The organism is Sphingomonas sp. DMC8, assembly GCF_056314185.1.
Window position 1 is genome coordinate 43,871 of record NZ_JBQUYV010000007.1, and the last position, 22,584, is coordinate 66,454.

Annotated in this window: 25 protein-coding genes and 2 tRNA genes; 10 read left to right on the forward strand and 17 right to left on the reverse strand. The window is 67.0% G+C overall.

Annotation, left to right across the window (positions count from 1 at the left end):
• Positions 1–15: 15 nt before the first annotated feature.
• Positions 16–1,278, forward strand: coding sequence for an NRAMP family divalent metal transporter (locus tag ACT53K_RS14700; RefSeq protein ID WP_476229461.1), 1,263 nt, complete (start codon positions 16–18; stop codon positions 1,276–1,278).
• Between the two features lie 43 nt (positions 1,279–1,321).
• On the opposite strand, the gene ACT53K_RS14705 is transcribed toward ACT53K_RS14700, so the two are convergent.
• Positions 1,322–1,397, reverse strand: a tRNA-Ala gene (locus ACT53K_RS14705).
• Positions 1,398–1,496: 99 nt separating this feature from the next.
• Positions 1,497–1,823, reverse strand: a complete 327-nt coding sequence (locus ACT53K_RS14710) for a TIGR02300 family protein (protein WP_476229462.1) — start codon at positions 1,821–1,823, stop codon at positions 1,497–1,499.
• A 103-nt stretch (positions 1,824–1,926) separates the two neighbouring features.
• On the opposite strand from ACT53K_RS14710, the gene aroA reads away from it, so the two are divergent.
• From aroA to ACT53K_RS14740, 6 genes are all read left to right on the forward strand, one after another.
• The gene (gene aroA, locus ACT53K_RS14715; RefSeq protein WP_476229463.1) at positions 1,927–3,252 is read left to right on the forward strand and encodes a 3-phosphoshikimate 1-carboxyvinyltransferase; all 1,326 of its coding nucleotides are present in this window, start codon (positions 1,927–1,929) and stop codon (positions 3,250–3,252) included.
• A 67-nt stretch (positions 3,253–3,319) separates the two neighbouring features.
• A complete protein-coding gene (locus tag ACT53K_RS14720) occupies positions 3,320–3,568 on the forward strand; it encodes a CBU_0592 family membrane protein (RefSeq protein ID WP_476229464.1) in 249 nt (82 codons plus the stop codon).
• Positions 3,565–4,206, forward strand: a complete 642-nt coding sequence (locus ACT53K_RS14725; protein WP_476229465.1) for a (d)CMP kinase — start codon at positions 3,565–3,567, stop codon at positions 4,204–4,206. Before ACT53K_RS14720 ends, ACT53K_RS14725 begins: the two co-directional genes overlap by 4 nt.
• A 277-nt stretch (positions 4,207–4,483) precedes the next feature.
• On the forward strand, positions 4,484–6,196 hold the full coding sequence (gene rpsA / locus ACT53K_RS14730; protein ID WP_476229466.1) for a 30S ribosomal protein S1: 1,713 nt from the start codon (positions 4,484–4,486) through the stop codon (positions 6,194–6,196).
• Between the two features lie 166 nt (positions 6,197–6,362).
• On the forward strand, positions 6,363–6,641 hold the full coding sequence (locus tag ACT53K_RS14735; RefSeq protein ID WP_476229467.1) for an integration host factor subunit beta: 279 nt from the start codon (positions 6,363–6,365) through the stop codon (positions 6,639–6,641).
• A 61-nt stretch (positions 6,642–6,702) separates the two neighbouring features.
• Positions 6,703–6,789 (forward strand) — tRNA-Leu (locus tag ACT53K_RS14740).
• A 7-nt stretch (positions 6,790–6,796) separates the two neighbouring features.
• Here the strand turns inward: ACT53K_RS14740 and ACT53K_RS14745 are convergent.
• Positions 6,797–7,300, reverse strand: coding sequence for an NUDIX domain-containing protein (locus tag ACT53K_RS14745; protein ID WP_476229468.1), 504 nt, complete (start codon positions 7,298–7,300; stop codon positions 6,797–6,799).
• 315 nt (positions 7,301–7,615) lie between these two features.
• On the opposite strand from ACT53K_RS14745, the gene ACT53K_RS14750 reads away from it, so the two are divergent.
• Positions 7,616–9,082 (forward strand): ABC transporter substrate-binding protein, encoded by a 1,467-nt coding sequence (locus tag ACT53K_RS14750; RefSeq protein WP_476229469.1) that lies wholly within the window; start codon positions 7,616–7,618, stop codon positions 9,080–9,082.
• A gap of 4 nt (positions 9,083–9,086) precedes the next feature.
• On the forward strand, positions 9,087–9,506 hold the full coding sequence (locus tag ACT53K_RS14755) for a DUF4112 domain-containing protein (protein WP_476229470.1): 420 nt from the start codon (positions 9,087–9,089) through the stop codon (positions 9,504–9,506).
• Positions 9,507–9,687: 181 nt separating this feature from the next.
• On the opposite strand, the gene ACT53K_RS14760 is transcribed toward ACT53K_RS14755, so the two are convergent.
• The 3 genes from ACT53K_RS14760 to ACT53K_RS14770 are packed head-to-tail and all read right to left on the reverse strand — an operon-like array spanning position 9,688 to position 12,193.
• Positions 9,688–10,395, reverse strand: a complete 708-nt coding sequence (locus ACT53K_RS14760; protein ID WP_476229471.1) for a ribonuclease T2 family protein — start codon at positions 10,393–10,395, stop codon at positions 9,688–9,690.
• A 16-nt stretch (positions 10,396–10,411) separates the two neighbouring features.
• Positions 10,412–11,257 carry a carboxylating nicotinate-nucleotide diphosphorylase gene (gene nadC / locus ACT53K_RS14765; RefSeq protein ID WP_476229472.1) on the reverse strand — a complete coding sequence of 282 codons (846 nt, stop codon included), beginning with the start codon at positions 11,255–11,257 and terminating at the stop codon, positions 10,412–10,414.
• A gap of 33 nt (positions 11,258–11,290) precedes the next feature.
• The gene (locus tag ACT53K_RS14770) at positions 11,291–12,193 is read right to left on the reverse strand and encodes a helix-turn-helix domain-containing protein (RefSeq protein WP_476229473.1); all 903 of its coding nucleotides are present in this window, start codon (positions 12,191–12,193) and stop codon (positions 11,291–11,293) included.
• A gap of 209 nt (positions 12,194–12,402) precedes the next feature.
• Between ACT53K_RS14770 and ACT53K_RS14775 the strand changes: the two genes are divergently transcribed.
• Entirely contained in the window at positions 12,403–12,780 is a 378-nt protein-coding gene (locus ACT53K_RS14775) for a helix-turn-helix domain-containing protein (protein WP_476229474.1), read from the forward strand.
• Positions 12,781–12,787: 7 nt separating this feature from the next.
• Here the strand turns inward: ACT53K_RS14775 and nadA are convergent, their stop codons facing one another.
• The 11 genes from nadA to leuD form a co-directional block, all read right to left on the reverse strand.
• Positions 12,788–13,789 carry a quinolinate synthase NadA gene (nadA, locus tag ACT53K_RS14780; protein WP_476229475.1) on the reverse strand — a complete coding sequence of 334 codons (1,002 nt, stop codon included), beginning with the start codon at positions 13,787–13,789 and terminating at the stop codon, positions 12,788–12,790.
• An 82-nt stretch (positions 13,790–13,871) separates the two neighbouring features.
• Positions 13,872–14,627 carry a hypothetical protein gene (locus ACT53K_RS14785; protein WP_476229476.1) on the reverse strand — a complete coding sequence of 252 codons (756 nt, stop codon included), beginning with the start codon at positions 14,625–14,627 and terminating at the stop codon, positions 13,872–13,874.
• A 256-nt stretch (positions 14,628–14,883) separates the two neighbouring features.
• The gene (locus ACT53K_RS14790) at positions 14,884–15,642 is read right to left on the reverse strand and encodes a hypothetical protein (RefSeq protein ID WP_476229477.1); all 759 of its coding nucleotides are present in this window, start codon (positions 15,640–15,642) and stop codon (positions 14,884–14,886) included.
• A gap of 146 nt (positions 15,643–15,788) precedes the next feature.
• On the reverse strand, positions 15,789–16,655 hold the full coding sequence (locus ACT53K_RS14795; protein ID WP_476229478.1) for an MBL fold metallo-hydrolase: 867 nt from the start codon (positions 16,653–16,655) through the stop codon (positions 15,789–15,791).
• Positions 16,656–16,994: 339 nt separating this feature from the next.
• Positions 16,995–18,602, reverse strand: coding sequence for a M56 family metallopeptidase (locus ACT53K_RS14800; protein WP_476229479.1), 1,608 nt, complete (start codon positions 18,600–18,602; stop codon positions 16,995–16,997).
• Positions 18,599–18,967: a BlaI/MecI/CopY family transcriptional regulator gene (locus ACT53K_RS14805; protein WP_476229480.1), complete on the reverse strand. Its 369-nt coding sequence runs from the start codon at positions 18,965–18,967 to the stop codon at positions 18,599–18,601. Before ACT53K_RS14805 ends, ACT53K_RS14800 begins: the two co-directional genes overlap by 4 nt.
• A gap of 472 nt (positions 18,968–19,439) precedes the next feature.
• A complete protein-coding gene (gene grxD, locus ACT53K_RS14810; RefSeq protein WP_116469107.1) occupies positions 19,440–19,772 on the reverse strand; it encodes a Grx4 family monothiol glutaredoxin in 333 nt (110 codons plus the stop codon).
• Positions 19,773–19,775: 3 nt separating this feature from the next.
• Positions 19,776–20,015: a BolA family protein gene (locus tag ACT53K_RS14815; RefSeq protein WP_476229481.1), complete on the reverse strand. Its 240-nt coding sequence runs from the start codon at positions 20,013–20,015 to the stop codon at positions 19,776–19,778.
• Between the two features lies 1 nt (position 20,016).
• Positions 20,017–20,340: a DUF1476 domain-containing protein gene (locus ACT53K_RS14820; RefSeq protein WP_476229482.1), complete on the reverse strand. Its 324-nt coding sequence runs from the start codon at positions 20,338–20,340 to the stop codon at positions 20,017–20,019.
• A gap of 582 nt (positions 20,341–20,922) precedes the next feature.
• Positions 20,923–21,924, reverse strand: a complete 1,002-nt coding sequence (locus tag ACT53K_RS14825; RefSeq protein ID WP_476229483.1) for an NADPH:quinone oxidoreductase family protein — start codon at positions 21,922–21,924, stop codon at positions 20,923–20,925.
• Positions 21,887–22,516, reverse strand: coding sequence for a 3-isopropylmalate dehydratase small subunit (leuD, locus tag ACT53K_RS14830; RefSeq protein WP_476229484.1), 630 nt, complete (start codon positions 22,514–22,516; stop codon positions 21,887–21,889). The genes ACT53K_RS14825 and leuD overlap by 38 nt, the downstream gene beginning before the upstream one ends.
• Positions 22,517–22,584 lie beyond the last annotated feature (68 nt).

Sequence of the window (22,584 nt, forward strand, 5' to 3'; positions counted from 1 at the left end):
GCGTACGAATGGCGCATGAAGATGCGCAACCGCATTCGCTCGATCGCGCTGGTCGACCAACTCGGCCCGGGGCTCGTCACCGGCGCGGCGGATGACGATCCCAGCGGCATCGCCACCTATTCGCAGGCGGGGGCGCAGTTCGGCTTCGGGCTGCTCTGGACGATGGTGCTCACCTACCCGCTGATGTGCGCGGTGCAGCTTGTCAGCGCCCAGATCGGCCGGGTGACAGGCGCCGGTCTCGCCAAGAATATGGGCGAAGTATTGTGGCGGCCGGTGGTGACACTGCTCGTCCTGCTGCTGCTGATCGCCAACACCATCAATATCGGCGCCGACCTGGCGGCGATGGGCGATGCGGCGCAACTGACGCTGGGATTCGGCGGCCATTTCTTCACCGTCCTGCTCGCTGCCGGCTCGCTGCTGCTGCAACTGTTCGTGCCCTATCGCCGCTATGCCCAGTTCCTGAAATGGCTGACGCTGGTACTGTTCGCCTATGTCGCGGTGCTGCTGATGGTGAAACTCGACTGGCGCGCCATCACGATCGGTCTTTTCGTGCCGCATATCGAAGGGCGCGCCGCGATCACCACCATCGTCGCGCTGTTCGGCACGACGATCAGCCCCTATCTCTTCTTCTGGCAGAGCGCGCAGGAAGTCGAAGACATCGGCGCCCATGCCGGCGCCAAACCGCTGATTGACGCGCCAGGCCAGGCGCAGAGCGAGTTCCGGCGGATGCGGCTGGACACGATACTGGGCATGGCTTTTTCCAACCTGGTCGCGCTGGCCATCATCATCGCCACCGCAGCGACGCTCCACGCCAGCGGCAAGACCAATATCGCCACCGCAGCCGATGCCGCGCGCGCACTGCAGCCGCTGGCCGGGCAGTTCGCGTTCCTGCTGTTCAGCCTGGGCATTATCGGCACTGGCCTGCTGGCGGTGCCCGTCCTTGCCGGCTCCGCCGCCTATGCCGTGGCAGAAGCGCATGGCTGGGAATGCGGACTGGAGCACAAGCCGTGGGAAGCGGTCGGCTTCTATTCGGTAATCACCCTATCAACGCTGGTGGGAATCGCGATCGACTGGTCGTCGCTCGACCCCATCAAGGCGCTGTTCTGGAGCGCGGTGATCAACGGCGTCGTCGCCGTGCCGATCATGATCGCGATGATGATCGTGGTCCAGAAGCACGCGCGCATGGGCCGCTTCACCGCACCACCCGCATTGCTGGTGCTGGGCTGGGGCGCAACCGCACTGATGGCGGCGGCAGCGATCGGGTTGTTCGTGGCGTAAAGATCGGCGGCGGCCGTCAGGCCCGCTGCGCCGTATCGGGAAATGGTGGAGCCGAGGGGGATCGAACCCCTGACCTTCGCAATGCCATTGCGACGCTCTCCCAGCTGAGCTACGGCCCCATTCCCTTGGGAGGCGAGCCCTTTAGAAGGGCCTCGCCGGGTTGGCAAGGGCGGTTTTTCGCCCCTGCCAAATTTTTTCGCCGACGTTACTGGCCGACGTTATTGTTCGTCGTCGTCGCCGCCGGTTTCGACGCCCAGATCGTCGTCGCCGCCCAGATCGACATCATCGTCCGGCGAGGGTTCCTCGTCGTCGGCACCGATGTCCAGATCCTCATCGCCGACCAGATCCGCATCCTCGACTTCGGCCTTGGCGTTGTCGGCCTTCACTGCCTCGAACGGCAGCGGCTGCTTCGACTTCAGGATCGGTTCGGGTTCCCAGGCGAAACCGCAATTGATGCAGGTGACGGGCTCGTCCTTGGTCAGATCATAAAAGCGCGTACCGCACTTCGGGCAGCTGCGCTTGGTGCCCCATTCCGGCTTCACCATGTGTTGCCTCTTTAACCTTTCGAATATTCGGGAGTTGCGGGAATTGATCCCGAAAGTGGGGGGCGCCTTGCCATGCCGCAAGCCGCCTGTCAAAGCCGCGCCCATGTCGAATGCTTCTCCCCGCCCCCTCAGCCTCTCCGCGCGCGGTCCGCTGCGCGGTACCGTTACCGTTCCCGGCGACAAGTCGATCAGCCACCGCGCCATCATGTTTTCGGCGCTGGCGGTGGGCGAAAGCCGGATCGAGGGGCTGCTGGAAGGCGAGGATGTGCTCGCCACCGCTGCCGCGATGCGAGCGATGGGCGCGCGTGTCGAACGCAGCGAGGACGGCGTGTGGCGCGTCCATGGTGTCGGCGTCGGCGGGCTGCTCCAGCCGGAGCAGGCGCTCGACATGGGCAATTCGGGCACCTCGACCCGGCTGCTGATGGGCCTCGTCTCCAGCCATGGCATCACCACCAGCTTTGTGGGCGACGCATCGCTGTCGGGCCGGCCGATGGGCCGCGTGATCGAGCCGCTGAGCCAGATGGGCGCGGAAATCACCGCCAGCCCCGGCGGCCGCCTGCCGCTGATGGTGCGCGGCCTCTGCCCGGCAGTGCCGATCGAATACACGCTGCCGGTTGCCTCGGCACAGGTGAAGTCGGCGATTCTGCTCGCCGGGCTCAACACCCCCGGCATCACCCGCGTGATCGAGCCGGTCCCGACCCGCGACCATAGCGAGCGGATGCTGCGCGGCTTCGGCGCCGAACTGACCGTGGAAGACGGGCCGGAGGGCAAGATCATTTCGATCACCGGCGAGGCCGAGCTGAAGCCGCAGCATATCGTCGTGCCGGGCGACCCCTCCTCCGCCGGGTTCTGGATGGTTGCCGCGTCGATCGTGCCGGGATCGGAAATAACCATCGCCAATGTCTGCATGAACCCGACGCGCACCGGCCTGATCACCGCGCTGCGGCTGATGGGTGCGGACATTGCCGAAACCAACGCCCGCACCGTCGGCGGCGAGCCGGTTGCCGACCTCGTCGTGCGCCATGCGCCGCTGAAGGCCATCGAAGTGCCGGCCGATCTCGCGCCGAGCATGATCGACGAATATCCGGTGCTGTTCGTCGCCGCCGCACTGGCCGCGGGGCGCACCGTGGCACGCGGCGCGCACGAGCTGCGCGTCAAGGAATCGGATCGTATCGCCACCATGCGCACCGCGCTGGAGGCGTGCGGCGTCGTGACCGAGGAATTTGAGGACGGGCTGGCCATCCACGGCTCGGCCGGCGCGCCGCTGCGCGGCGACGGTGCGGTCGCCTCGAAGCTCGACCACCGCATTGCGATGAGCATGACCGTCGCAGCGCTGGCCGCCGAACGCCCGATCGCGATCGACGATGTCGCGCCGGTGGCGACCAGCTATCCGAATTTCTTCGCGACGCTGGACGCGCTGACCGCCTGAGCATTGCCCAGGCGCCGTCGGGGCCGCTAGCATCGTCGAGTATTCAGGCTGAGCCGAGAGCGTCGCGATGAACATGTCACTGCTTGCCGATATTGCCGGTTTCGCCGGACTGTTCGTGATCGCCGGCGCCTATCTTTATCTCAGCTACAGACCGGCTCGCCCCAATGCGCTGTATTTTCTGCTCAATATTGCAGGATCGGTGTTCCTTGCCATTTCGCTCTCGATCAAGGTGAACGTGCCCTCGCTTTCGTTGCAGATCTTCTGGATCCTGGTTTCGCTGTTCGGACTGTTCCGGTTGCGGAGGCAGGCGGTATGATCATCGCCGTCGACGGCCCGGCAGCATCCGGCAAGGGTACCATCGCCCGGGCGCTGGCCCGGCATTATAACCTGCCGCACCTCGATACCGGCCTGCTCTATCGCGCGGTGGCGGCGTCGGTGCTGCGCGAGGAACTCGATCCGGAGAAGGAGGCCGATGCCGTGTCGGCCTGCGGGTTCGACGACGCGCTGCTGGCCGATCCCTGGCTGCGTACCGATGAAGTCGGCCGCATCGCCTCGGTGGTGTCGGCGCATCCGCTGGTGCGCGCGGCGCTGCTCCACCGGCAGAAGAAGTTCGCGCACCAGCCCGGCGGCGCGGTGCTCGACGGCCGCGACATCGGCACGGTGATCGCGCCGGACGCGGACGTGAAACTGTTCGTCAAGGCAACGCCGATGATCCGCGCCCAGCGCCGCCATCTGGAGCTGCGCAAGGCCGGGGTGAACTCCAGCCTCGACAAGGTGCTCGCCGACATCCGTGCCCGCGACGAACGCGATTCGCGCCGCAGCGAAGCCCCGCTGACCGTGGCGCCGGACGCCGCCACGCTCGACACCAGCTTCCTGTCGATCGACGCCGCCGTCCAGCGCGCAATCGAGCTGGTCGAGCGCCGCCAGGCCGGGGCGGAGAGCGCGGCGGGGTAAGCCCCTCCGCAAATCACCCGCCGCCGGGGTAAAACCTTGCGAAATCGCACCGTTCCCGCTAAGGCGCGCGCGTCCTGCGAGCGGGTGCTTGTGGAGGATGGCGCTGGAATCGCGATTCCATGCGCCCTTTTCGCGTTTCGGCGCGACGAGTCTGCCTCCCCTGCCCTCGTCCGACGGATGCTGCGACCGGCATGGGGCCGCCGCGGCGTTTCTGGCCCTAAAGACCGTCGGAGCCAACCGACCGGCCGGAAAGAACGAACCTAGGAACCACTTTTTTATGGCCACTTCGGCAACTCCCTCCCGCGACGATTTCGCGGCAATGCTCGAACAGACCCTCGGTCAGGCGGACGGCTTTGAAGGCCGCGTCGTGATCGGCACCGTGACCGGCATCGAGAATGACCTGGCGGTCATCGACGTCGGTCTGAAGTCCGAAGGCCGCGTGCCGCTGCGTGAATTCGCCGCGCCGGGCCAGAAGGCCGACCTGAAGGTCGGCGACGAAGTCGAAGTCTATGTCGACCGCGTCGAGAATGCGAACGGCGAAGCGATGCTGAGCCGCGACCGCGCCCGCCGCGAAGCCGCATGGGACAAGCTGGAAACCGAATTCGCCAAGTCGGCCCGCGTCGAAGGCGTCATCTTCGGCCGCGTCAAGGGCGGCTTCACCGTCGACCTGTCGGGCGCCGTGGCCTTCCTGCCGGGCAGCCAGGTCGACATCCGCCCGGTGCGCGACGTCACCCCGCTGATGGACATTCCGCAGCCGTTCCAGATCCTGAAGATGGACCGCAAGCGCGGCAACATCGTCGTGTCGCGTCGCGCGGTGCTCGAGGAAACCCGCGCCGAGCAGCGTTCGGGCCTGATCCAGAGCCTCGCCGAAGGCCAGGTGATCGACGGCGTCGTCAAGAACATCACCGATTACGGTGCGTTCGTCGACCTGGGCGGCATCGACGGCCTGCTGCACGTCACCGACCTCAGCTACAAGCGCGTCAATCACCCGAGCGAAGTGCTCAACATCGGTGACACGGTTCGCGTCCAGATCATCCGCATCAACCGCGACACCCAGCGCATCAGCCTGGGCATGAAGCAGCTTGAGAGCGATCCGTGGGATGGCGCGGGCGTCAAGTATCCGGTCGGCGCCAAGCTGTCGGGCCGCGTGACCAACATCACCGAATATGGTGCGTTCGTCGAGCTGGAGCCGGGCATCGAAGGTCTGGTCCACGTCTCCGAAATGAGCTGGACCAAGAAGAACGTCCACCCGGGCAAGATCGTGTCGACCAGCCAGGAAGTCGATGTGGTCGTCCTCGAGGTCGATCAGGAAAAGCGCCGCATCTCGCTCGGCCTCAAGCAGGCCCAGCAGAATCCGTGGGAAAAATTCGCCGAAGAACATCCCGTCGGTTCGACCGTCGAAGGCGAAGTCAAGAACGCCACCGAGTTCGGCCTGTTCATCGGCCTGGACAACGACGTCGACGGCATGGTCCACATGTCGGACATCGCCTGGGGCATTTCGGGCGAAGACGCGCTCAACCTGCACCGCAAGGGCGAGGTCGTTACCGCGATCGTTCTGGCCGTCGAGCCCGACAAGGAGCGCATCAGCCTCGGCATGAAGCAGCTTGAGCGTGGCGGTGTCGCCGCTGCCGGTTCGACCGGCGGTGCCGATCGCCTGAACAAGAACCAGGTCGTCACCGTGTCGGTGCTCGAAGTCCGCGACGCGGGCCTCGAAGTGCAGGTTGGTGAAGACGGCGCGACCGGCTTCATCAAGCGTACCGATCTGGGCCGCGACCGCGACGAGCAGCGCCCCGAGCGCTTCCAGGTCGGCCAGAAGCTGGATGCGATGGTCACCGGCTTCGATCGTTCGAAGAAGCCGACCTTCTCGGTCAAGGCGATGCAGATTGCCGAAGAGAAGCAGGCAGTTGCCCAGTATGGCTCGTCCGACTCGGGCGCATCGCTCGGCGATATTCTGGGCGAGGCGCTGAAGGCACGCAGCCAGAACAACTAATATCGGCGTTCGGGAGGCGGTTTTTACGCCGCCTCCCGGCGCGATGCTGAATTATTTGCCAAATTTCGTGAATCTTCGGGTTGATGAAGATTGGGTAACGGCGCTAGGGTTCCCTTGGGGATAGTCGCGCGGTGCCTTTGGGCCGTGCGCCAAGGGAGGGGAGCGGATGATCCGTTCTGAGTTGGTGCAGTTGCTGGTGCAGGAAAATCCGGGCCTTTCGGTTCGGGAAGTCGAAAAGATCGTTTCGGTCTTTTTTGATGAGATCGTTGCCCGCTTGAGTGAAGATGGCCGCGTCGAACTGCGCGGTTTTGGGGCATTTTCGACGCGCGGACGCGATGCGCGTGTCGGCCGCAATCCGCGGACCGGCGAATCGGTCGAAGTCGATGCGAAGCGCGTGCCTTATTTCAAACCCGGCAAAGAGATGCGCACGCGCCTGAACGTGTAAGCGGTTACGCTCGCGCCGCTTGACGCGGGCGCCCGCATCGTTTCTTGCGTGCGCCGCAGCTGCGGACGTGGCGGAACCGGTAGACGCCGGAGACTTAAAATCTTCTGCCCTTCGGGGCGTGCGGGTTCGAGTCCCGCCGTCCGCACCAGTGCGCGCTACCAATCGGGCGTGGCGGCTATGCCGCTTTGCCATTCCCGGATGCGCGCCCGCGTGGCGCGGGTGGCGTCTGCCGGCAATGCGGCGGGGTCGAACGCGCGTGCCGCAACGATTTCCATCGACGGGCGAAACGCGAATCGGACATCGCGGACCAGGAAAAGCGTGACGGTGTCGCGGCGGAAGTTCGGGCGGTTTGCAAAGCTGCCGAGCAGCGTCACGGCGCCATGGCCCGTCATGCCCGCTTCCTCGCGCAGTTCGCGCAGCACGGCGGCCTCAGCCGATTCGCCGCGCGCCTGCCCGCCGCCCGGCAGGTGCCAGCCGGGCAGATAGCTGTGCCGTACCAGCACCACCTGGCCCTCATCGGTCAGCGCAATCGCGCGCACGCCGCGTGTCTTCGGCCGGGTGAAGAACCAGCCAAGCGTGCGGACCGCGAGATAGCCACGCAACGCGAAGCCGATCGCGGCGCCGCGCAGGCGCCTCGGGTGCTGGCCAGAGCCGGTCATGGCGTGACCGTAGCAGCCAGTGCTCGCCCGCCAAATGGTTCCGGTGCTGCGGGGAGTAGTCGCATTTGGTCCATAACACCCCTCCCTGAAAAGGGAGGGGCTGGGGGTGGGTGCGCGCGTCTGCGCGCTACGAAGACTCAAATTCTTCGCCGACAGAGAGTCCCGCCGCCTGCGGCGGCGGACCCACCCCCGCCCCCTCCCTGCAATCCAGGGAGGGGAGCAATAGAGCCAAACGCCATTGCCTCAGACATCGCCGGGGGTTGGCAGCCGGTGCTGCGGCCCATAGACCGGAAACCAAGCAACGCCGGAACCGCCATGTACCGCCCGCTCCTGTCCCTGCTCGCAATCGCCCTGACGCTGGGCGCGTGCGGCCCGAACGGCCAGCGCAAGGACGACACGCCGGTCGTGGTCAGCGCCATCGGCAGGAGCACCCGCCCCGCCGATCCCAGCGCCGAACCACTCGATGCCGCCGGCCGCGTCGTGCTGGGCGCGACCGCGCAGGGCCTGGTGCGGTTCGATGCCAGCGGCCAGATCGAGCCGGGCCTGGCCGAGCGCTGGATCGTGCTCGACGATGCGCAAAGCTACATCTTCCGCCTGCGCGAGGCGCAATGGCCCGATGGCCAGCCGGTCACTGCCAACGACGTGGTGAAAGTGCTCCGCCGTGCGGCCGCTGACTCCAGCCATAGCGGGCTCGCGCCGTTCCTGTCGGTGATCGACGAGATCGTCGAAATGACGCCGCAGGTCATCGAAGTGCGGCTGAAACACCCCCGCCCCGATCTGCTCAAGCTGTTTGCCCAGCCCGAGCTGGCCGTGTTCCGCGCGCGCGACCGCGCCGGCAGCGGCCCGTTCCGCATCGTGCCCCACAAGCGCGCCGGGTTGCTGCTTCGCCCCGTGACAGATCCCGGCGATACCGAGGCCGAGCGCACCACGCCCGCGCCCGAGGAAATGGTGCACCTGATCGGCGAAGGCGCCGCAGCGGCCATCGCCCGGTTCCGCGCCGGCGCCTCCGATCTGGTACTGGGCGGCACCGTCGCCGACTGGCCGATCGTCGAACAGGCGGGCATCGCCCCCGAAAATATCCGCTTCGACCCCGCCATCGGCCTGTTCGGGCTGGCAGTGATGCGGCGCGACGGCTTTCTGGCCGATGCCGATAATCGCGCGGCGGTGGCAATGGCGATCGACCGGGCCGCGCTGGCGACAGCGATCGCGCCCAACTGGACGCCCACCGAAACGCTGTTGCCCGCACAGCTCGATTCAGCGAACCCGCCCAGCCAGCCGGCATGGGTGGCGCTCGCCCAGGACGCCCGGCGCGAGACGGCGCGCGCTCGCGTGCGAAGCTGGCGGAGCAGCCATCCCGGCGCGATCCCGGTTGCCATTGCGCTTCCGGCCGGCCCGGGCGGCACGCTGCTCTGGGGGCAGATCGGCTCGGCGCTGATCGGCATCGGCCTCGCGCCGCGCCGCGTCGCGATCGGCGATCCTGCCGCAGACCTGAAGCTGATCGACGCCGTGGCCCCTTATGACAGCGCCCGCTGGTTCCTCGCCACCGCCTGCCAGCGCTGTTCGGACGATGCCGCGACACTGATCGCCGCCGCGCGCGATGCGCCCGATCTCTACAACCGCACCCATCGCATGGCCGAGGCCGATGCGCTGCTCGCCGCCGATACGGCCTTTATCCCCATCGCACAGCCGCTGCGCTGGTCGATCGTCGCACTGCGGCTGAAGGCCTGGCAGGGGAACGCGCGTGCCTGGCACCCGTTGAACCATCTGCGCAAGGAGGAGTGAGCCGATGGCACGGGCGACGCGGATCGAAGGGGGAATGCAGCGGCTGGCGCTGGGCAGCGACCCGGCCGCGGTACGCCAGCGGATCGAGGCGATGGAGCATCTGCTCGAACGCAGCATCACCGTGCCGGGCCTGCGCCGCAAGATAGGCCTCGACGTGGTACTCGACCTGATCCCCGGCATCGGCAGCACGCTGGCCGCCGCGATGGGCGCGTGGCTTGCCTGGGAGGCACGCAATCTCGGCATGCCGAAATCGGCCTATGCGCGGATGGCGGGCAATATCGGCTTCGACTGGCTGCTGGGGATGATTCCCTGGGTTGGCGCGATCCCGGACTATTTCTTCCGCTCGAACACCCGCAACCTGCGCATCATCAAGCGGCACCTCGACAAGCACCACCCGGCGAGCGTCACGATCGAGCGGGGGTGATCGCTGAGCGCGTCGCGTTCAATCGGATTCCCCTCCCTGAAAGGGAGGGGATAAAGGGGTGGGTGCGCGCGTCTGCGCGCTCCAAATCCTCTATCACCGCATCGCGAACGAGTGCCGCCGCCTTACGGCGGCGGACCCACCCCCGGCCCCTCCCTGCTTGCAGGGAGGGGAGCATCAGGCCTTACCGCCCCCGCCACACCTTCAGCGCCGCCTCATCCGCCGTGCCGCCGGTGCCTGCTTCGCAGCGGCGGTAGCGGAAGCGGGTGTCGAGGCACAGCCACAGCTCGTCGAGCCAGCCTTCGCGCGTGGTGGTAACGCGGATCGCCTCGGCCGGAATCGCGCGGTTGGCGCGGGCGAAGGCGCGCTTGAACTCTCCCACCGTCAGCGGCGCGCGCGACAGCGCATCCATATCCGGATAGCGGATCGCCGCGTAGAGCCGGGTCGACTGCGCGAAATAGCGCTCCGGCGTGGTCTTCATGCAGGTGCCGTGCTTGGCCCATTCATGCTGGATCAGCTGCGCCGACGGCGTTGCGCACATCGTCTTGCGGATCAGCGCGGGCGGCAGGATTTCGGTCGAGGCGCAATATTGCGGCCACAGCTTCCCCTCCCCGTCCGGCCACAGCCCGTGCAGCGTGAAACCGAAATGGCCGGCGCCGCCGCAGCGGAATGCCTCGCGCGGGTCGTCGCCATGGGCGCGGCAATAACCCGGCGCCCAGGTGAGCGCGAGCGTGTAGCTGCCGATCGGCAGGATGCGCTGCGGTTCCTTCGCAGTCGGCAGTTCGGGCAGCGGGCGGTCAACCTTGTCGGGCGGCACGCACATCTGCGCCTGGGCGAAGGCCGCGCCGGGCATCAGTGCCACCGTCATCGCCGTCACAATCCTGCTCAGCATGCTCGTATTCCTTCGTTCACAGCGCCGCGAAATCGAGGCCGATGTCTGCCGCCGGTGCCGACTGGGTGATCCGGCCGGCGCTGACATAAGTGACGCCGGTTTCGGCAATGGCGCGGATGGTATCGAGGTTGACCCCGCCCGAAGCCTCGGTCGGTACGCGGCCGGCGACCAGCGCCACCGCCTCGCGCAATATCGGCGGAGGCATGTTGTCGAGCAGCAGATGCGTCGCCCCCGCGCCGATCGCTGGTTCGATCTGGTCGACCCGGTCCACCTCGACGATGATGCGGCCGATGCCCGCCGCCACTGCCCGCGCGACCGCCGCCGCCACCGATCCGGCGACCGCGACGTGATTGTCCTTGATCATCGCCGCATCCCACAGGCCCATGCGGTGATTGGTCGCGCCGCCCATGCGGGTGGCATATTTTTCCAGCACCCGCAGGCCCGGCAGCGTCTTGCGCGTGTCGAGCAGCGTCGCGCCGGTCCCCGCGATCGCATCGACATAGCGCCGGGTCAGCGTGGCGATGCCGCTCAGATGCTGGACGGTGTTGAGCGCCGAGCGCTCCGCCGTCAGCATCGCCCGCGCTGCGCCGCGCAGCCGCAGCAATTCGGTGCCGGCCGCCACCGCATCGCCTTCCGCCACCAGCCGCTCGATCGCGACTTCCGGGTCGAGCGCGCGGAAAAACGCTTCGGCAATCGGCAAGCCCGCGACCACAATCGGATCGCGGCTGTCCATCACCCCGTCGAACCGGGCATCGGCCGGAATCACCGCCGCGCAGGTAATATCCCCGCCGGTCCCCAGATCCTCCGCCAGCGTCGCCTGGACGAAACGGGGCTGGTCGAAAGCGTCGAGCTGGAAGGTCATGGCCAGCGCTCTAGGAGGCTGCGGCGCCGCCGTCTATCGGAACGCGAGCAGCGGCGGCCGCTCGTCGCGATAACAGCGGCCCGGCTCGTCGAAGCGAAAGCCGCCGCCGCCCATCCGGATCAGGATCTGCCGCAGGTGCAGCGTGCCGGTGCGGCTGTCCTCGACCCGCACCGGATCGGCCAGCGTCGTATCCGCCAGCATCACCCCGCGCGAGCGCCGGATCAGCGTGCCACCCTCGACCAAGGCCGCCACGCGGCGGTGGGCCGTGGAGGCCGGTATCCCGAGCGCGCGCGCCACGGCGCCGGTCGACACCGGCTGGCGCAGCGTGTCGGGCGGCAGATGCGCGAAATCGGCATAGCTGAGCGCCACGTCGCGGTCATAGGTGAAGGGCCGGGCATTGGCGCACATGATGGTGTTGGTGAGCACCATGTCGGTCCAGGACTGGAAATGGCGCGCGTTGAACTCGATGCCGGTCAGCATCACGTCGTGCGCGGCGGCAAGGCCGCTATACCAGTTATAGTCCCCCTCGCTCCGACTCTCCGGCAGCGGCAGGCCGAACCACAGCATGTCCTCGACCAGTCGCACCATCGCGTCGTGCTGCTGGCTGAACAGCGCGGCGATCTCCGGCCGCCCATAGACTTCCTGCGGCACGACCACCCCCGCCGAGGTCCGCTGGCACAACCCCTGATCGCACAGCGCATGGATGTGCCGCCGCATCGTCTCGAACGGACGCGACAGCGATGCAGCCAGTGCGTTGATGCTGATCGCCTTGGTGACACGGCCGGTGCGGCGCGCATGTTCGGCGGCGGTCGCCGACTGGGTTTCGGTCGCGCGTGCAACCACCATAAAGATGATCGCCCGGTCGACATCCCCCTCGAACAGGCGGACGCCCGCGGCAATCGAACTCGTCTGCATTTCGCAGATAAGACGAACCACCAGCCGCCCCCGGGCGGCGGGAGTCGCAATGCGCTCGGCCGCAGATGGTTCGCGATTGAAATCCTGCATCGCCGCCAAAATGCCCCCAGTGGACGTGCCTAAAACAGCCGAATACCCGTGGCCCCACCATTACGGGTATTCCGGTATTTGCGAATCGCCGTGAGTGTAATGAAGAACGCGCCGTAACGCACCGGGGGGCGCGGTGGAAAATGGCACAGATTGAGTTGCCAGAGGGATGGAACGCGGCGGCCGCCGATTTGCGGCAGGCACGCCTGTCCTCGAATCTCACCATCGACGCCCTGGCCGCCAGCACCTGCATCTCCCGCCATCACCTTGCCGCGATCGAGGCAGGCCGGTTCGACCGGTGCGGCGGAAAAATCTATGCGATCGGCTTTGCCCGCGCACTGGCCCGGGCAGTGGCAGCCGACGAGACTCGCGTCGTCCAGGCGGTGAAGGCGGGGTGGACAGCCCGGCGCACGGCAACCGTGGCGCAGCCGCCGCGCCGCCCGCGCGGCCGAATTCCCGATCTCGGCATCGCCGCAACCGCGACGATGGTGCTCTCGATGGTGCCGGGCATCCGGCACTGACGCGCACTCAGGCCGGCAGCGGCCCCAGATCCCCCTTGCCCACAGAACCCGCCGCCATGTCGAGCATCCGGTCGAGGCTCTTCTTCGCTCGCACGCGCAACCCTTCCTCTACCTCGATCCGCGGGCTCAGATCGCGCAGCGCGAGGTAAAGCTTCTCCATCGTATTGAGCGCCATGTACGGGCAGATGTTGCAGTTGCAGTTGCCGTCCGCACCGGGCGCGCCGATGAAGGTCTTTTCCGGCATCGCCTTCTGCATCTGGTGAATGATGTGCGGCTCGGTCGCGACGATCAGCGTGTCGCCGGGGATCGTCTTGGAGAAATCGAGAATGCCCTTGGTCGAGCCGACATAATCGGCGTGATCCAGGATATAGGCAGGGCATTCGGGATGCGCGGCAATCGGCGCGCCGGGATGTTCGGCCTTCAGCTTCAGCAGCTCGGTTTCGCTGAACGCCTCGTGCACAATACACACGCCCGGCCACAGCAGCATCTCGCGCCCGCTCTTGCGCTGCAGATAGCCGCCCAGATTGCGGTCAGGACCGAAGATGATCTTCTGGTCCGCCGGGATCTGCGCGAGAATCTTTTCCGCCGAAGAACTGGTGACGATGATGTCGGACAGCGCCTTCACCTCGGTCGAGCAGTTGATATAGGTCAGCGCGATATGGTCCGGATGCTGCGCGCGGAACGCCGCGAACTGCTCGGGCGGGCAACTGTCTTCCAGGCTGCAGCCGGCATCCATGTCGGGCAGCACGACGATCTTGTCGGGCGACAGGATCTTCGCCGTCTCCGCCATGAAGCGCACGCCGCAGAACGCGATCACGTCCGCATCGGTATCCGCCGCCTTGCGGCTGAGGTCGAGGCTGTCGCCGACGAAATCGGCCAAATCCTGCAATTCGGGCTTCTGATAATAATGGGCCAGGATGACGGCGTTACGCTCCTTGCGCAGCCGTTCGATTTCGGCGCGAAGGTCCAGTCCCGTCAGGCTGCCGCCGATGCCGTTGCGCGCGTCCATTGCCGAAGCTCCCCATGGTTCGGCCGCCACATGGCCCGCCCGGCCCGCAGGATCAAGGGCGGCCCGACCGCGCGCCGCCGGATCAGGGCAAATAGGCCTCGATCGGGCGCCGGCTGCCCGCGCTTCCTGCGGTCACAGCATGGGTTATCGCCAGCCCGGCAGGGCTATAGGCCAGCGCATCGGCCGCCAGTTGCATGCCCAGAAAACTGGCGATGCCCCACAGCCAGGCGGGATGGACGCGCCTGCCCCGCCGCACATCGGCGATGGGGCCGATTGCCATCAGCAGCACGACCGCGCCGTCCGCAGCCCACCAGCCATAAGGCAGTAGCATCCCCATCGGCAGCAGCCGGGTAAAGGCCGGGCCGGTCAGATTTGCCATGCCGCAATACATCAGCCGCCGGTGCCAGCCGGACCGCCGCCGCATCGCCAGCGCCGCACTCGCTACGCCCAGAAACAGCAGCAGTTGCAGCATGTTGCTGAACAGGAACTCGCGCTCATCGAAAAACCAGGGCGCGCCGTTCCGTACCGAGCGGATCGTCACCACCGCGCCCAGCACCAGCATCAGCGGCATCCACAGCAGCGCGATCCACCCCAGCCGGCGGTGCAGCGCCACCGATCCGCGATCCACCAACAGCGTCTGCGCCAGATACAGCGCCACCCAGCCGAAAAACACCAGCGCATGGACATGCAGAACCAGCGGCACCGCAAAGCTCGCCCGTCGCAGGATGAGGTCCAGCGAAAAGCCGACGATGCTGATCGCGGCCATCGCCACTGCCGTCGTCTGGAAGAAACCGTCGTCGCTGCGCGGGGCAGCAAAGGATTGCACCTGGGTCGCCACAACATTCCCCACGGAAATTGCGGGGCCAACGGCTATCAGGTACACACTTGCACAGAGATGAACCTTTCAGGCCCGCGGGCGTGGAGGGAAACGCATCCCCCCTCGTCATGCCAGCGCAAGCTGGCATCTCCCGCAGTAAAGCTGTTCCGTTTTCGCCCAGCCCTGCAAAGACCCCAGCTTTCGCTGGGGTGACGGCTGGTGGGGAGGATTGCGATGCGCCGATGAGTCCAGATCAACGCCGCCTGGTATCAGGCGCTCAAGGAAAATGCGCGCGAATCGGGCGATCGGCACCGGGGGTGCCCACCACTACCGCCCGCGTCGCGGCAATGCCGGCGGGGCTATAGGCCACCAGATCGGCCAGTGCCTGCGCCGCGACCAGCAGGCCGATCCCCCAGAACCAGGCAGGGTGCGCGCGACCGGTGCGCCTTTTGTCGGCGATCATGCCGATCACCGGGAAGATCACCGTCGCCCCGACCGCGCCCCACCAGGCGAAGGGAATCATGAACGGCATCGGCAGGAGCCGGCCGAACGCCGGACCGGTGAGCAGGGCCATTGCGCAATACATCAGCCGGCGGTGCCAGCCGGTGTCGCGACGCAGCGCGATCGCCGCCAGCACCAGCCCGGCAAAGACCAGCAGATGCAGCGGGTTGGAGAACAGGAACTCGTTGACGTCGAAGAAGAAGGGCGCCCCGCGCCGCACCGACACCAGCGTCATCGCCGTTCCCAGCACGACCATCACCGGCACCCAGAGCAGCGCCAGCCAGCCGAGCCGCCGGTGCAGCGCCACCGAGCCCATGTCGATCAGGCTGTTCTGCACCAGATACAGCGCCACCCAGCCAAAAAAGGCAAAGGCGTGGAGGTGAAAGATCAGCGGTACGGCAAAGCTGGACCGCCCGAGCGCCAGGCTTAGCGAAAAGCCGGCGACGATCACCGCCGACATGATCCACGCCATGATCAGGAAAAACCGGCGGTCGTCGTGCGCCGCGCGGCGCACCGGCCCAGCTATCGTTGCCATATCCACCCCCATGAACCGGCGACGCGAACGCGCTACTGAATATATTCCCCGCGATACCCCGCCGTATTTGCCGGTGAGACTATAGCATGGCGGCGGTCCCGGACCAAGAAGGGCAGATCTTTATTACAGCTATTTCATAGAGTTGTTCAGTCGGACAGCAATCGCCACCCGTTGTTCAGCGGCGCAACCCGGCCGCGATCCTCCAGATCGAGCAGATGCGCGAGCACCGACCGCCCGGCCGCACCCTGCAGCCGCGGGTCGAGCCCGACATACATGCGCTCCACCATCGCCGGGATTTCGCCAATACCCTGTCCCAGCAGCCGCACTATCTGCCCCTCGCGCTGCTTGCGGTGCCCCGCCAGCCCCCGCACGAAGCGCCGTGGATTTTCCACCGGATCGCCGTGCGCGGGATAATAGATGCGGTCCTGTTCGCGTCCCATCAGCTTGTCGAGGCTGGCCATATAGGCGGCCATATTGCCGTCCGGCGGCGCCACCACCGTGGTCGACCAGCCCATCACATGATCGCCGGTGAACAGCGCGCCGCTTTCCTCGAGCGCGAAGCAGAGATGGTTGGACGTGTGCCCCGGCGTCGCCACGGCGGTCAGCGTCCAGCCTTGCCCCGCCACCCGCTCGCCATCGGCCAGCACCCGGTCTGGGGCGTAGCCGGTGTCGAACGACGCATCGGCGCGGGGGCCGCTGTCGTCGAGCACCAGCGGCGCGCAGCCGATGATCGGCGCGCCGGTCGCAGCCTTCAGCGCCGGCGCCGCCGGGCTGTGGTCGCGGTGCGTGTGGGTGCACAGGATGGCGCGAACCGGGCGATCCTGAATGGCCGCGAGCAGCGCGTGGATATGGTCGGCATCGTCGGGACCGGGATCGATCACCGCCAGATCGCTGTCGCCGACCAGATAGGTCTGGGTGCCGCTGGCGGTGTAGGGCGAGGGGTTGCCCGCCAGAACCCGCGTCACCAGCGGTTCGAGCGCGATCGCAAGGCCGGTAGGCGCGTCATCGGTCATCACCGCTGCATTTGGGGATTCCGCAGCGCAGCGCAAGCGGCAGGTAGCTGGGGGGAGCCACGCATTTGGCTCTTTCACGCCCCTCCCTGCAAGGGAGGGGTTTGGGGGTGGGTGCCCGCGTCTGCGCGCTCCAAAAAAACTCTATCCCCAAACTGACGGCGAGTCCCGCCGCCTGATGGCGGCGGACCCACCCCCGGCCCCTCCCTGCAGGCAGGGAGGGGCGTGAAAGTACCAAATGCACGCCCCGGTATCAGGGGAGAGCGGGGCCGGCCGCGAAGGAGCCGGCCGACCCCGCCCGCCGGGACCACCCAAAAGGGGAAGGATGGCCCCGGGTTCAGATCAGTCCTCGTCCTTGTCCTTGGCGTCCTGCTTCAGCTCGACCATGGCTTCGTCGATGCCGGCCAGCGCTTCCTTGCGCTGCTCCGCCGTCAGGTTGGGCTGCGCCTCGATCGAGCGGCGGGCCATCTGCAGGCTCATCAGCGCCGAGCGCATTCCCATTTCTTTCTGCATGGCCGCCATCCGCGTCGCATTGACGGTGATCGCCTGTATCCGGTCGGAACAGATGACCATCACGTGCTGGCCCTTCTCGGTCCGGTTCTCGACCGTGGCGGTCCCGGCGCCGCACTTGCCTTCGCGCACGTCCGGAATGTTCGCCTGAATGCTTGCCATGTCGGGCATCTCGACTTCGCTGCGCGTACCGTCGGCGCGAACGAGGATCATTTTCTTGATCGCCTTGCCGTCGGCGCGCTGTTGAAACACCTCGACATGGTGCTTGCCGGCCGGGGCCTCGTCGCGCGCGGTGGGGGCCGGCGGCGCAACCGGCGCGGCGGATGCGGCCACCGCCGGTGCGGCGGGGGGAGCGGGCGTGGCCGCAGGCGCCGGCGGCGCGGGCACTTCCTGCTTGTGGATCACCACATCCACCTGCTTGCGGATCTGCGCCGCAGCTTCGTTGCCCGAAGCGGTCAGCACCAGCGCGACCAGCGACAGGCCACCTACCCCGCCCAGCCCGGCGGCAAAACGGCGCGCCGACAATTTCCGATGGTTCATGAGCATCCGTAACCTCCCTTTGACTTCGTTGATCGTGTGCAGGTGGCAGGCGGCCGACACGGCGCCGCCATGGGCCGATTTGACGATCGCGCGGCCATAGGCGTGGCGCAGGGTGCGGGCGCGGCCGGCGAGCACCAGTGCGTCGCAGGCCATTTCCTGATCGGCGCGAAAGGCGCGGAAGGCGCGCCAGGCGACCGGATTGAACCAGTGGACCGCCAGCACGATCAGTGCCGCCCAGTTGGCGATCAGATCGCCGCGGACATGGTGGCCCAGCTCGTGCGCCAGCGCGAGGTCGCGTTCCAGTTCGTCGTAGCGCTCGGAAAAGTCGCGCGGGAAGGCGACATATTTGCGGAAGATGCCGAAGGCGAGCGGCCCGTGCGCGGCGTCGGTCTCGATCACCCGCACCCGCCCCTCTGCCACGCAATCGTCGATCCGGGCGCGCGACAGCAGGTGCCGGCAGAAGCGGCGATGGGCGATCCAGTGATAGGCGAGGAACGCCAGCGCGCCCATCACCCACAGGCCGATCAGCAGCACGACGATGCTGGGGCCGCCCGGGGCGGTGGTCGGCGCCACCAGCGCGGCGGGGACATGGTGCCCGGCCGCAACCAGGTCGATCTCCACCACCGCCGCCTTGTCCACCGTCTTCGGCAGTACGGCGGGGTTCATCACCCCCATCACTACGCCCGGCGCCTCGGCGGCAGAGCGGGTGAGCGGCGCGAGCAGCCGGCTCAGCTGCCAGTCCCCCGGCAGCGGCGGCATCGCCAGCCGCAGCGCCGGCAGCAGCCACAGCATATAGGCAAGCTGCGGCCCGAAGGCGCGGCGCACCGGCGCGCGAAGGATGAGCACCAGCAGCATCAGGATGGTGCTGGCGAGCAGGGTTTCGATGATCCAGCCGATCATTGCTTCAGCTCCTTCAGCAGAGCCTCGATCTCGGCGATGTCCTGGTCGGTGATCGCATCGCGTTCGGCGAGGTGCGCGACCAGCGGCGTCAGCTTGCCGCCGAACAGCCGGTCGATCAGCCGCCGCGACTCGCCCACCACATAATCGCCGCGCGCGACGAGCGGGCGATAGCGGTAGCGGCGCCCTTCCTCCTCATGCGCAATGACGTTCTTGGCAAGCAGCCGCCCCAGCAGCGTCTTGACGGTGTTGGCGCTCCACTCGCGCTCGGCGGGCACGCGCTCGGCGACTTCCTGCGCGGTGAGCGGCGACTCCTCCCAGAGCACCTCCATCACGGCATGTTCGGCTTCACTGATACGCTCGGTCATCGACTTCCCCTTCGACTACGCCTGTAATCGCTCCGATTACGTCTGTAGTCAATAGGGTGAATGGCGCGTGAATGGCCGATTGTGTCGGCGGGGTTTACAACCGGCAGGATTGGGGGAGGGCCGTTAACCAGCGAAGCCCGCACAAAAGCGACAATCGCACGAACTGGCACGGCATCTGCTTAGGATAGAGCACCCCAAGCGTTCCACGCTTCAGGGCGGGTCGATGCTCCAACCGGTCTCGCGTCGACCCGCCCGCACCGGGTTTTCCAGACGGCAAATTCTCGAAAGAAATGCGCTCCGCAAGGAATGCTGCACGCCCGCAACAGGCGCGCCCCTCCCGCGTGCGGGAGGGGTCGGGGGAGGGACTGGTGTGGGAACTCTTGCCGAAACGCAGTCCCACGCGAATCCGTGATCCCCTCCCCTGGCCCCTCCCGCAAGCGGGAGGGGAAGGAAAACTAGGAACGGAGGGAAATCAGGCCGAAGCGGCGACGCCCTTGTCGGCCATCAGCTGCGTCAGCTCGCCGCTCTCATACATTTCCATCATGATGTCCGAGCCGCCGACAAACTCGCCCTTCACATAAAGCTGGGGGATGGTCGGCCAGTCGGAAAAGGCCTTGATGCCCTGGCGGACGGCCTGGTCCTGCAGCACATCGACGCTGTCGAACTCGACGCCGAGATGGTTGAGGATCGCCACCGCGCGGCTGGAAAAGCCGCATTGCGGGAACAGCGGGCTGCCCTTCATGAACAGCAGCACGTCGCTGCCATCGACAAGCTGCTGGATGCGGGCCTGGGTATCGTCGGTCATTGCTTACTCCTCGGGCGTCGCTTCGGTGGTCAGCTGGAGCGCGTGGAGCACGCCGCCCATCCGTCCGCCCAGCGCCGCATAAACGGCCTGATGCTGCCGCACGCGCGGCATGCCCCGGAACATGGGGGCGACGACGCGCGCTGCATAGTGGTCGCCATCGCCGGCCAGGTCGGTAATCTCGATCTGCGCATCGGGAATGCCGGCGCGGATCAGCGCCTCGATCTCGTCGGCAGCCATCGGCATGTTATTTGGATTCCATCAGCTGGCGGCGCGCCTCGACGGTCTGCTCCTCGATCGCACGACGCACGGTGGCCTCGTCGATCTCGACATTCGCGGCGAGCATGTCGCCCAGCAGCTTGCGGATCACGTCCTCGTCGCCGGCTTCCTCGAAATCGGCCTGGACGACGGCCTTGGCATAGGCGTCGGTCTCTTCCGGGGTCAGCCCCATCTTCGCCGCCGCCCATTGGCCGAGCAGCTTGTTGCGCCGCGCGGTGATGCGGAAGCTCATATCCTCGTCGCGCGCGAACTTCGCCTCGAACGCCCGTTCGCGATCGTCGAATGTGGTCATCATAGGCCCCTTGCTAAACTCACGCCCGAGATAGGAGGCAGGGGCCGCGCTGGCAACGGGGGTGGTTGCGGATGGGGGCTATCGTCCATCCTCCCCCGCCAGGGGGAGGTGTCAGGCACAGCCTGACGGAGGGGGAGGAAGCCCGCAGGTGCGAGAAGGTCTGGAATCCGCCCCCTCCGACGCGCTGCGCGCGCCACCTCCCCCTGGCGGGGGAGGATGGACACAGTTTTATTTCACGCGAAGGCGCGAAGGCACGAAGAAGAAAATTGGTTCGCGCGGAGGCGCAGAGACGCGGAGAAGAGGGAGAGAGAGAGAGAGAGAGAGAAGCGCTTCGCGCCGGGCTTTTTATTCCGTCGCCCCAGCGAAAGCTGGGGCCTCCCGCAATTTGCCCCTCCCGTCTCGTCCTGCGCCACATGAGATGCCCGCCTTCGCTGGCATGACGGCTGTGAGAGGCGGCATCGGCACCCCTCTACGCCTCTGCGCGCAAAAAACCTCCGCGTCTCCGCGCCTCCGCGTGAACCAAACTTTTCTTTGCGGCTTAGCCCCTTCGCGCCTTCGCGTGAGAAAACCGGCGGACCAACGCTACCCCGCCACCCGCACCACGACCTTCCCGATCACCGCCCGCGCCGCCATCTTGGCGATCGCCGCGCCGCCTTCCGCAAACGGAAACACCTCGGTCACCCGCGGCGCGATCCTGCCCTCGCTCCACAGCCGGAACAGCGTGTCGACATGCGCGCGGTTCGCCTGGGGGTCGCGCGCGGCGAAGGCGCCCCAGAACACGCCGCACACGTCGCAGCTCTTGAGCAGGGTGAGGTTGAGCGGCAGCTTTGGGATGCCCGCCGGGAAGCCCACCACCAGATAGCGCCCCTCCCAGCCGATCGCGCGCAGCGCCGGCTCGGCATAGTCGCCGCCAACGGGATCGTAGATCACGTCCGCCCCCTTCGGGCCGACCGCCGCCTTGAATGCCTCGGCCAGCGCCTTCGACGCCTCCTTGTCCAGAGGCCCGCGCGGATAGACCAGGGTAGCGTCCGCGCCTGCCGCCCGCGCGGCCTCGGCCTTTTCCTCGGAGGAGACCGCCGCCACCACCGTCGCGCCATAGGCCTTGCCCAGCTCGATCGCCGCGAGCCCGACGCCGCCCGCCGCGCCCAGCACCAGCAGCGTCTGCCCCGCCTGCAACCTGCCCCGGTCGAGCAGCGCATGGATCGTCGTCGCATAGGTGAGCAGCAGCGCCGCGCCTTCCTCGAAGCTGCGCCCCTCCGGCAGGCGATAGAGCTGCGCCGGGCTCAGCACCAGCTTCTCGACCAGCCCGCCATGGCCCGGCACGGCGATCACCCGGTCGCCCGGCGCCCAGTCGGTGACGCCCTCGCCCACCGCTTCGATCACGCCGGCGATCTCGCCGCCCGGCGCAAACGGCCGGGGCGGCTTGAACTGGTATTTGTCCTCGATGATCAGCACATCGGGATAGTTGATCGCGCAGGCCCGCACGCCAACCAGCACCTGACCCTTTCCCACTGCGGGATCGGGCACTTCCTCAAGGCTTAGAGTATCAGGTCCGCCCGACGCCTTCGACAGCAACGCCTTCATGCCCGCCTCCTACAGCGATCCACGGACGTTCGTGCGCAACCGCGGATTCGTATTTCGAAATCGCGGTATCTTGTGCCAGCGTCATCCCGATCTCGTCCAGCCCCTGCATCAGGCAGTCGCGGCGAAACGGGTCGAGCTCGAAGGCGAAGCGGTCCTGGAAGTCGGTGGTGACGGTCATCGTCTCCAGGTCGACGGTGATCGTGTTGGCGCGCGCCACTTCGACCAGCCGGTCGATCGCTTCCTGCGGCAGCACCACGGTGACGATGCCGTTCTTGAAGGCATTGCCGGAGAAGATGTCCGAAAAGCTCGGCGCAATCACCGCCTTAATGCCCAGATCGGCCAGCGCCCAGGCAGCGTGCTCGCGGCTCGAGCCGCAGCCGAAATTCTCGCCCGCCACCAGGATCGGGCTGCCGGCATAGCGCGGGTCGTCGAACAGGTTGCCCGGCTCCGCGCGCACGCTTTCGAACGCGCCCTTGCCCAGTCCTTCGCGCGTCATGGTCTTCAGCCAGTGCGCGGGGATGATGATGTCGGTGTCGATATTCTTGGCGCCCCAGGGATAGGCGCGGCCCGAAACCTGCTGGATCGGTTCCATCAGCGGCGCTCCGCCGACACGGCAATCAGGTGCATGGACACAGCTTTCCCAACGGATGGCGGCGCCAT

What these genes read in the sequence shown, in the direction of transcription:
- ACT53K_RS14775 (WP_476229474.1), top strand. Translation starts at nt 12,403, where the DNA reads ATGGCACAGATTGAGTTGCCAGAGGGATGGAACGCGGCGGCCGCCGAT.
- nadA (WP_476229475.1), bottom strand. Translation starts at nt 13,789, where the DNA reads ATGGACGCGCGCAACGGCATCGGCGGCAGCCTGACGGGACTGGACCTT.
- ACT53K_RS14720 (WP_476229464.1), top strand. Translation starts at nt 3,320, where the DNA reads ATGAACATGTCACTGCTTGCCGATATTGCCGGTTTCGCCGGACTGTTC.
- leuD (WP_476229484.1), bottom strand. Translation starts at nt 22,516, where the DNA reads ATGGAACCGATCCAGCAGGTTTCGGGCCGCGCCTATCCCTGGGGCGCC.
- ACT53K_RS14710 (WP_476229462.1), bottom strand. Translation starts at nt 1,823, where the DNA reads ATGGTGAAGCCGGAATGGGGCACCAAGCGCAGCTGCCCGAAGTGCGGT.
- ACT53K_RS14815 (WP_476229481.1), bottom strand. Translation starts at nt 20,015, where the DNA reads ATGCCGATGGCTGCCGACGAGATCGAGGCGCTGATCCGCGCCGGCATT.
- ACT53K_RS14725 (WP_476229465.1), top strand. Translation starts at nt 3,565, where the DNA reads ATGATCATCGCCGTCGACGGCCCGGCAGCATCCGGCAAGGGTACCATC.
- rpsA (WP_476229466.1), top strand. Translation starts at nt 4,484, where the DNA reads ATGGCCACTTCGGCAACTCCCTCCCGCGACGATTTCGCGGCAATGCTC.
- ACT53K_RS14755 (WP_476229470.1), top strand. Translation starts at nt 9,087, where the DNA reads ATGGCACGGGCGACGCGGATCGAAGGGGGAATGCAGCGGCTGGCGCTG.
- ACT53K_RS14745 (WP_476229468.1), bottom strand. Translation starts at nt 7,300, where the DNA reads ATGACCGGCTCTGGCCAGCACCCGAGGCGCCTGCGCGGCGCCGCGATC.
- grxD (WP_116469107.1), bottom strand. Translation starts at nt 19,772, where the DNA reads ATGACCGACGATACCCAGGCCCGCATCCAGCAGCTTGTCGATGGCAGC.
- ACT53K_RS14820 (WP_476229482.1), bottom strand. Translation starts at nt 20,340, where the DNA reads ATGACCACATTCGACGATCGCGAACGGGCGTTCGAGGCGAAGTTCGCG.
- ACT53K_RS14825 (WP_476229483.1), bottom strand. Translation starts at nt 21,924, where the DNA reads ATGAAGGCGTTGCTGTCGAAGGCGTCGGGCGGACCTGATACTCTAAGC.
- ACT53K_RS14750 (WP_476229469.1), top strand. Translation starts at nt 7,616, where the DNA reads ATGTACCGCCCGCTCCTGTCCCTGCTCGCAATCGCCCTGACGCTGGGC.
- ACT53K_RS14790 (WP_476229477.1), bottom strand. Translation starts at nt 15,642, where the DNA reads ATGGCAACGATAGCTGGGCCGGTGCGCCGCGCGGCGCACGACGACCGC.
- ACT53K_RS14760 (WP_476229471.1), bottom strand. Translation starts at nt 10,395, where the DNA reads ATGCTGAGCAGGATTGTGACGGCGATGACGGTGGCACTGATGCCCGGC.
- ACT53K_RS14795 (WP_476229478.1), bottom strand. Translation starts at nt 16,655, where the DNA reads ATGACCGATGACGCGCCTACCGGCCTTGCGATCGCGCTCGAACCGCTG.
- nadC (WP_476229472.1), bottom strand. Translation starts at nt 11,257, where the DNA reads ATGACCTTCCAGCTCGACGCTTTCGACCAGCCCCGTTTCGTCCAGGCG.
- ACT53K_RS14700 (WP_476229461.1), top strand. Translation starts at nt 16, where the DNA reads ATGAAGATGCGCAACCGCATTCGCTCGATCGCGCTGGTCGACCAACTC.
- ACT53K_RS14735 (WP_476229467.1), top strand. Translation starts at nt 6,363, where the DNA reads ATGATCCGTTCTGAGTTGGTGCAGTTGCTGGTGCAGGAAAATCCGGGC.
- aroA (WP_476229463.1), top strand. Translation starts at nt 1,927, where the DNA reads ATGTCGAATGCTTCTCCCCGCCCCCTCAGCCTCTCCGCGCGCGGTCCG.
- ACT53K_RS14805 (WP_476229480.1), bottom strand. Translation starts at nt 18,967, where the DNA reads ATGACCGAGCGTATCAGTGAAGCCGAACATGCCGTGATGGAGGTGCTC.
- ACT53K_RS14800 (WP_476229479.1), bottom strand. Translation starts at nt 18,602, where the DNA reads ATGATCGGCTGGATCATCGAAACCCTGCTCGCCAGCACCATCCTGATG.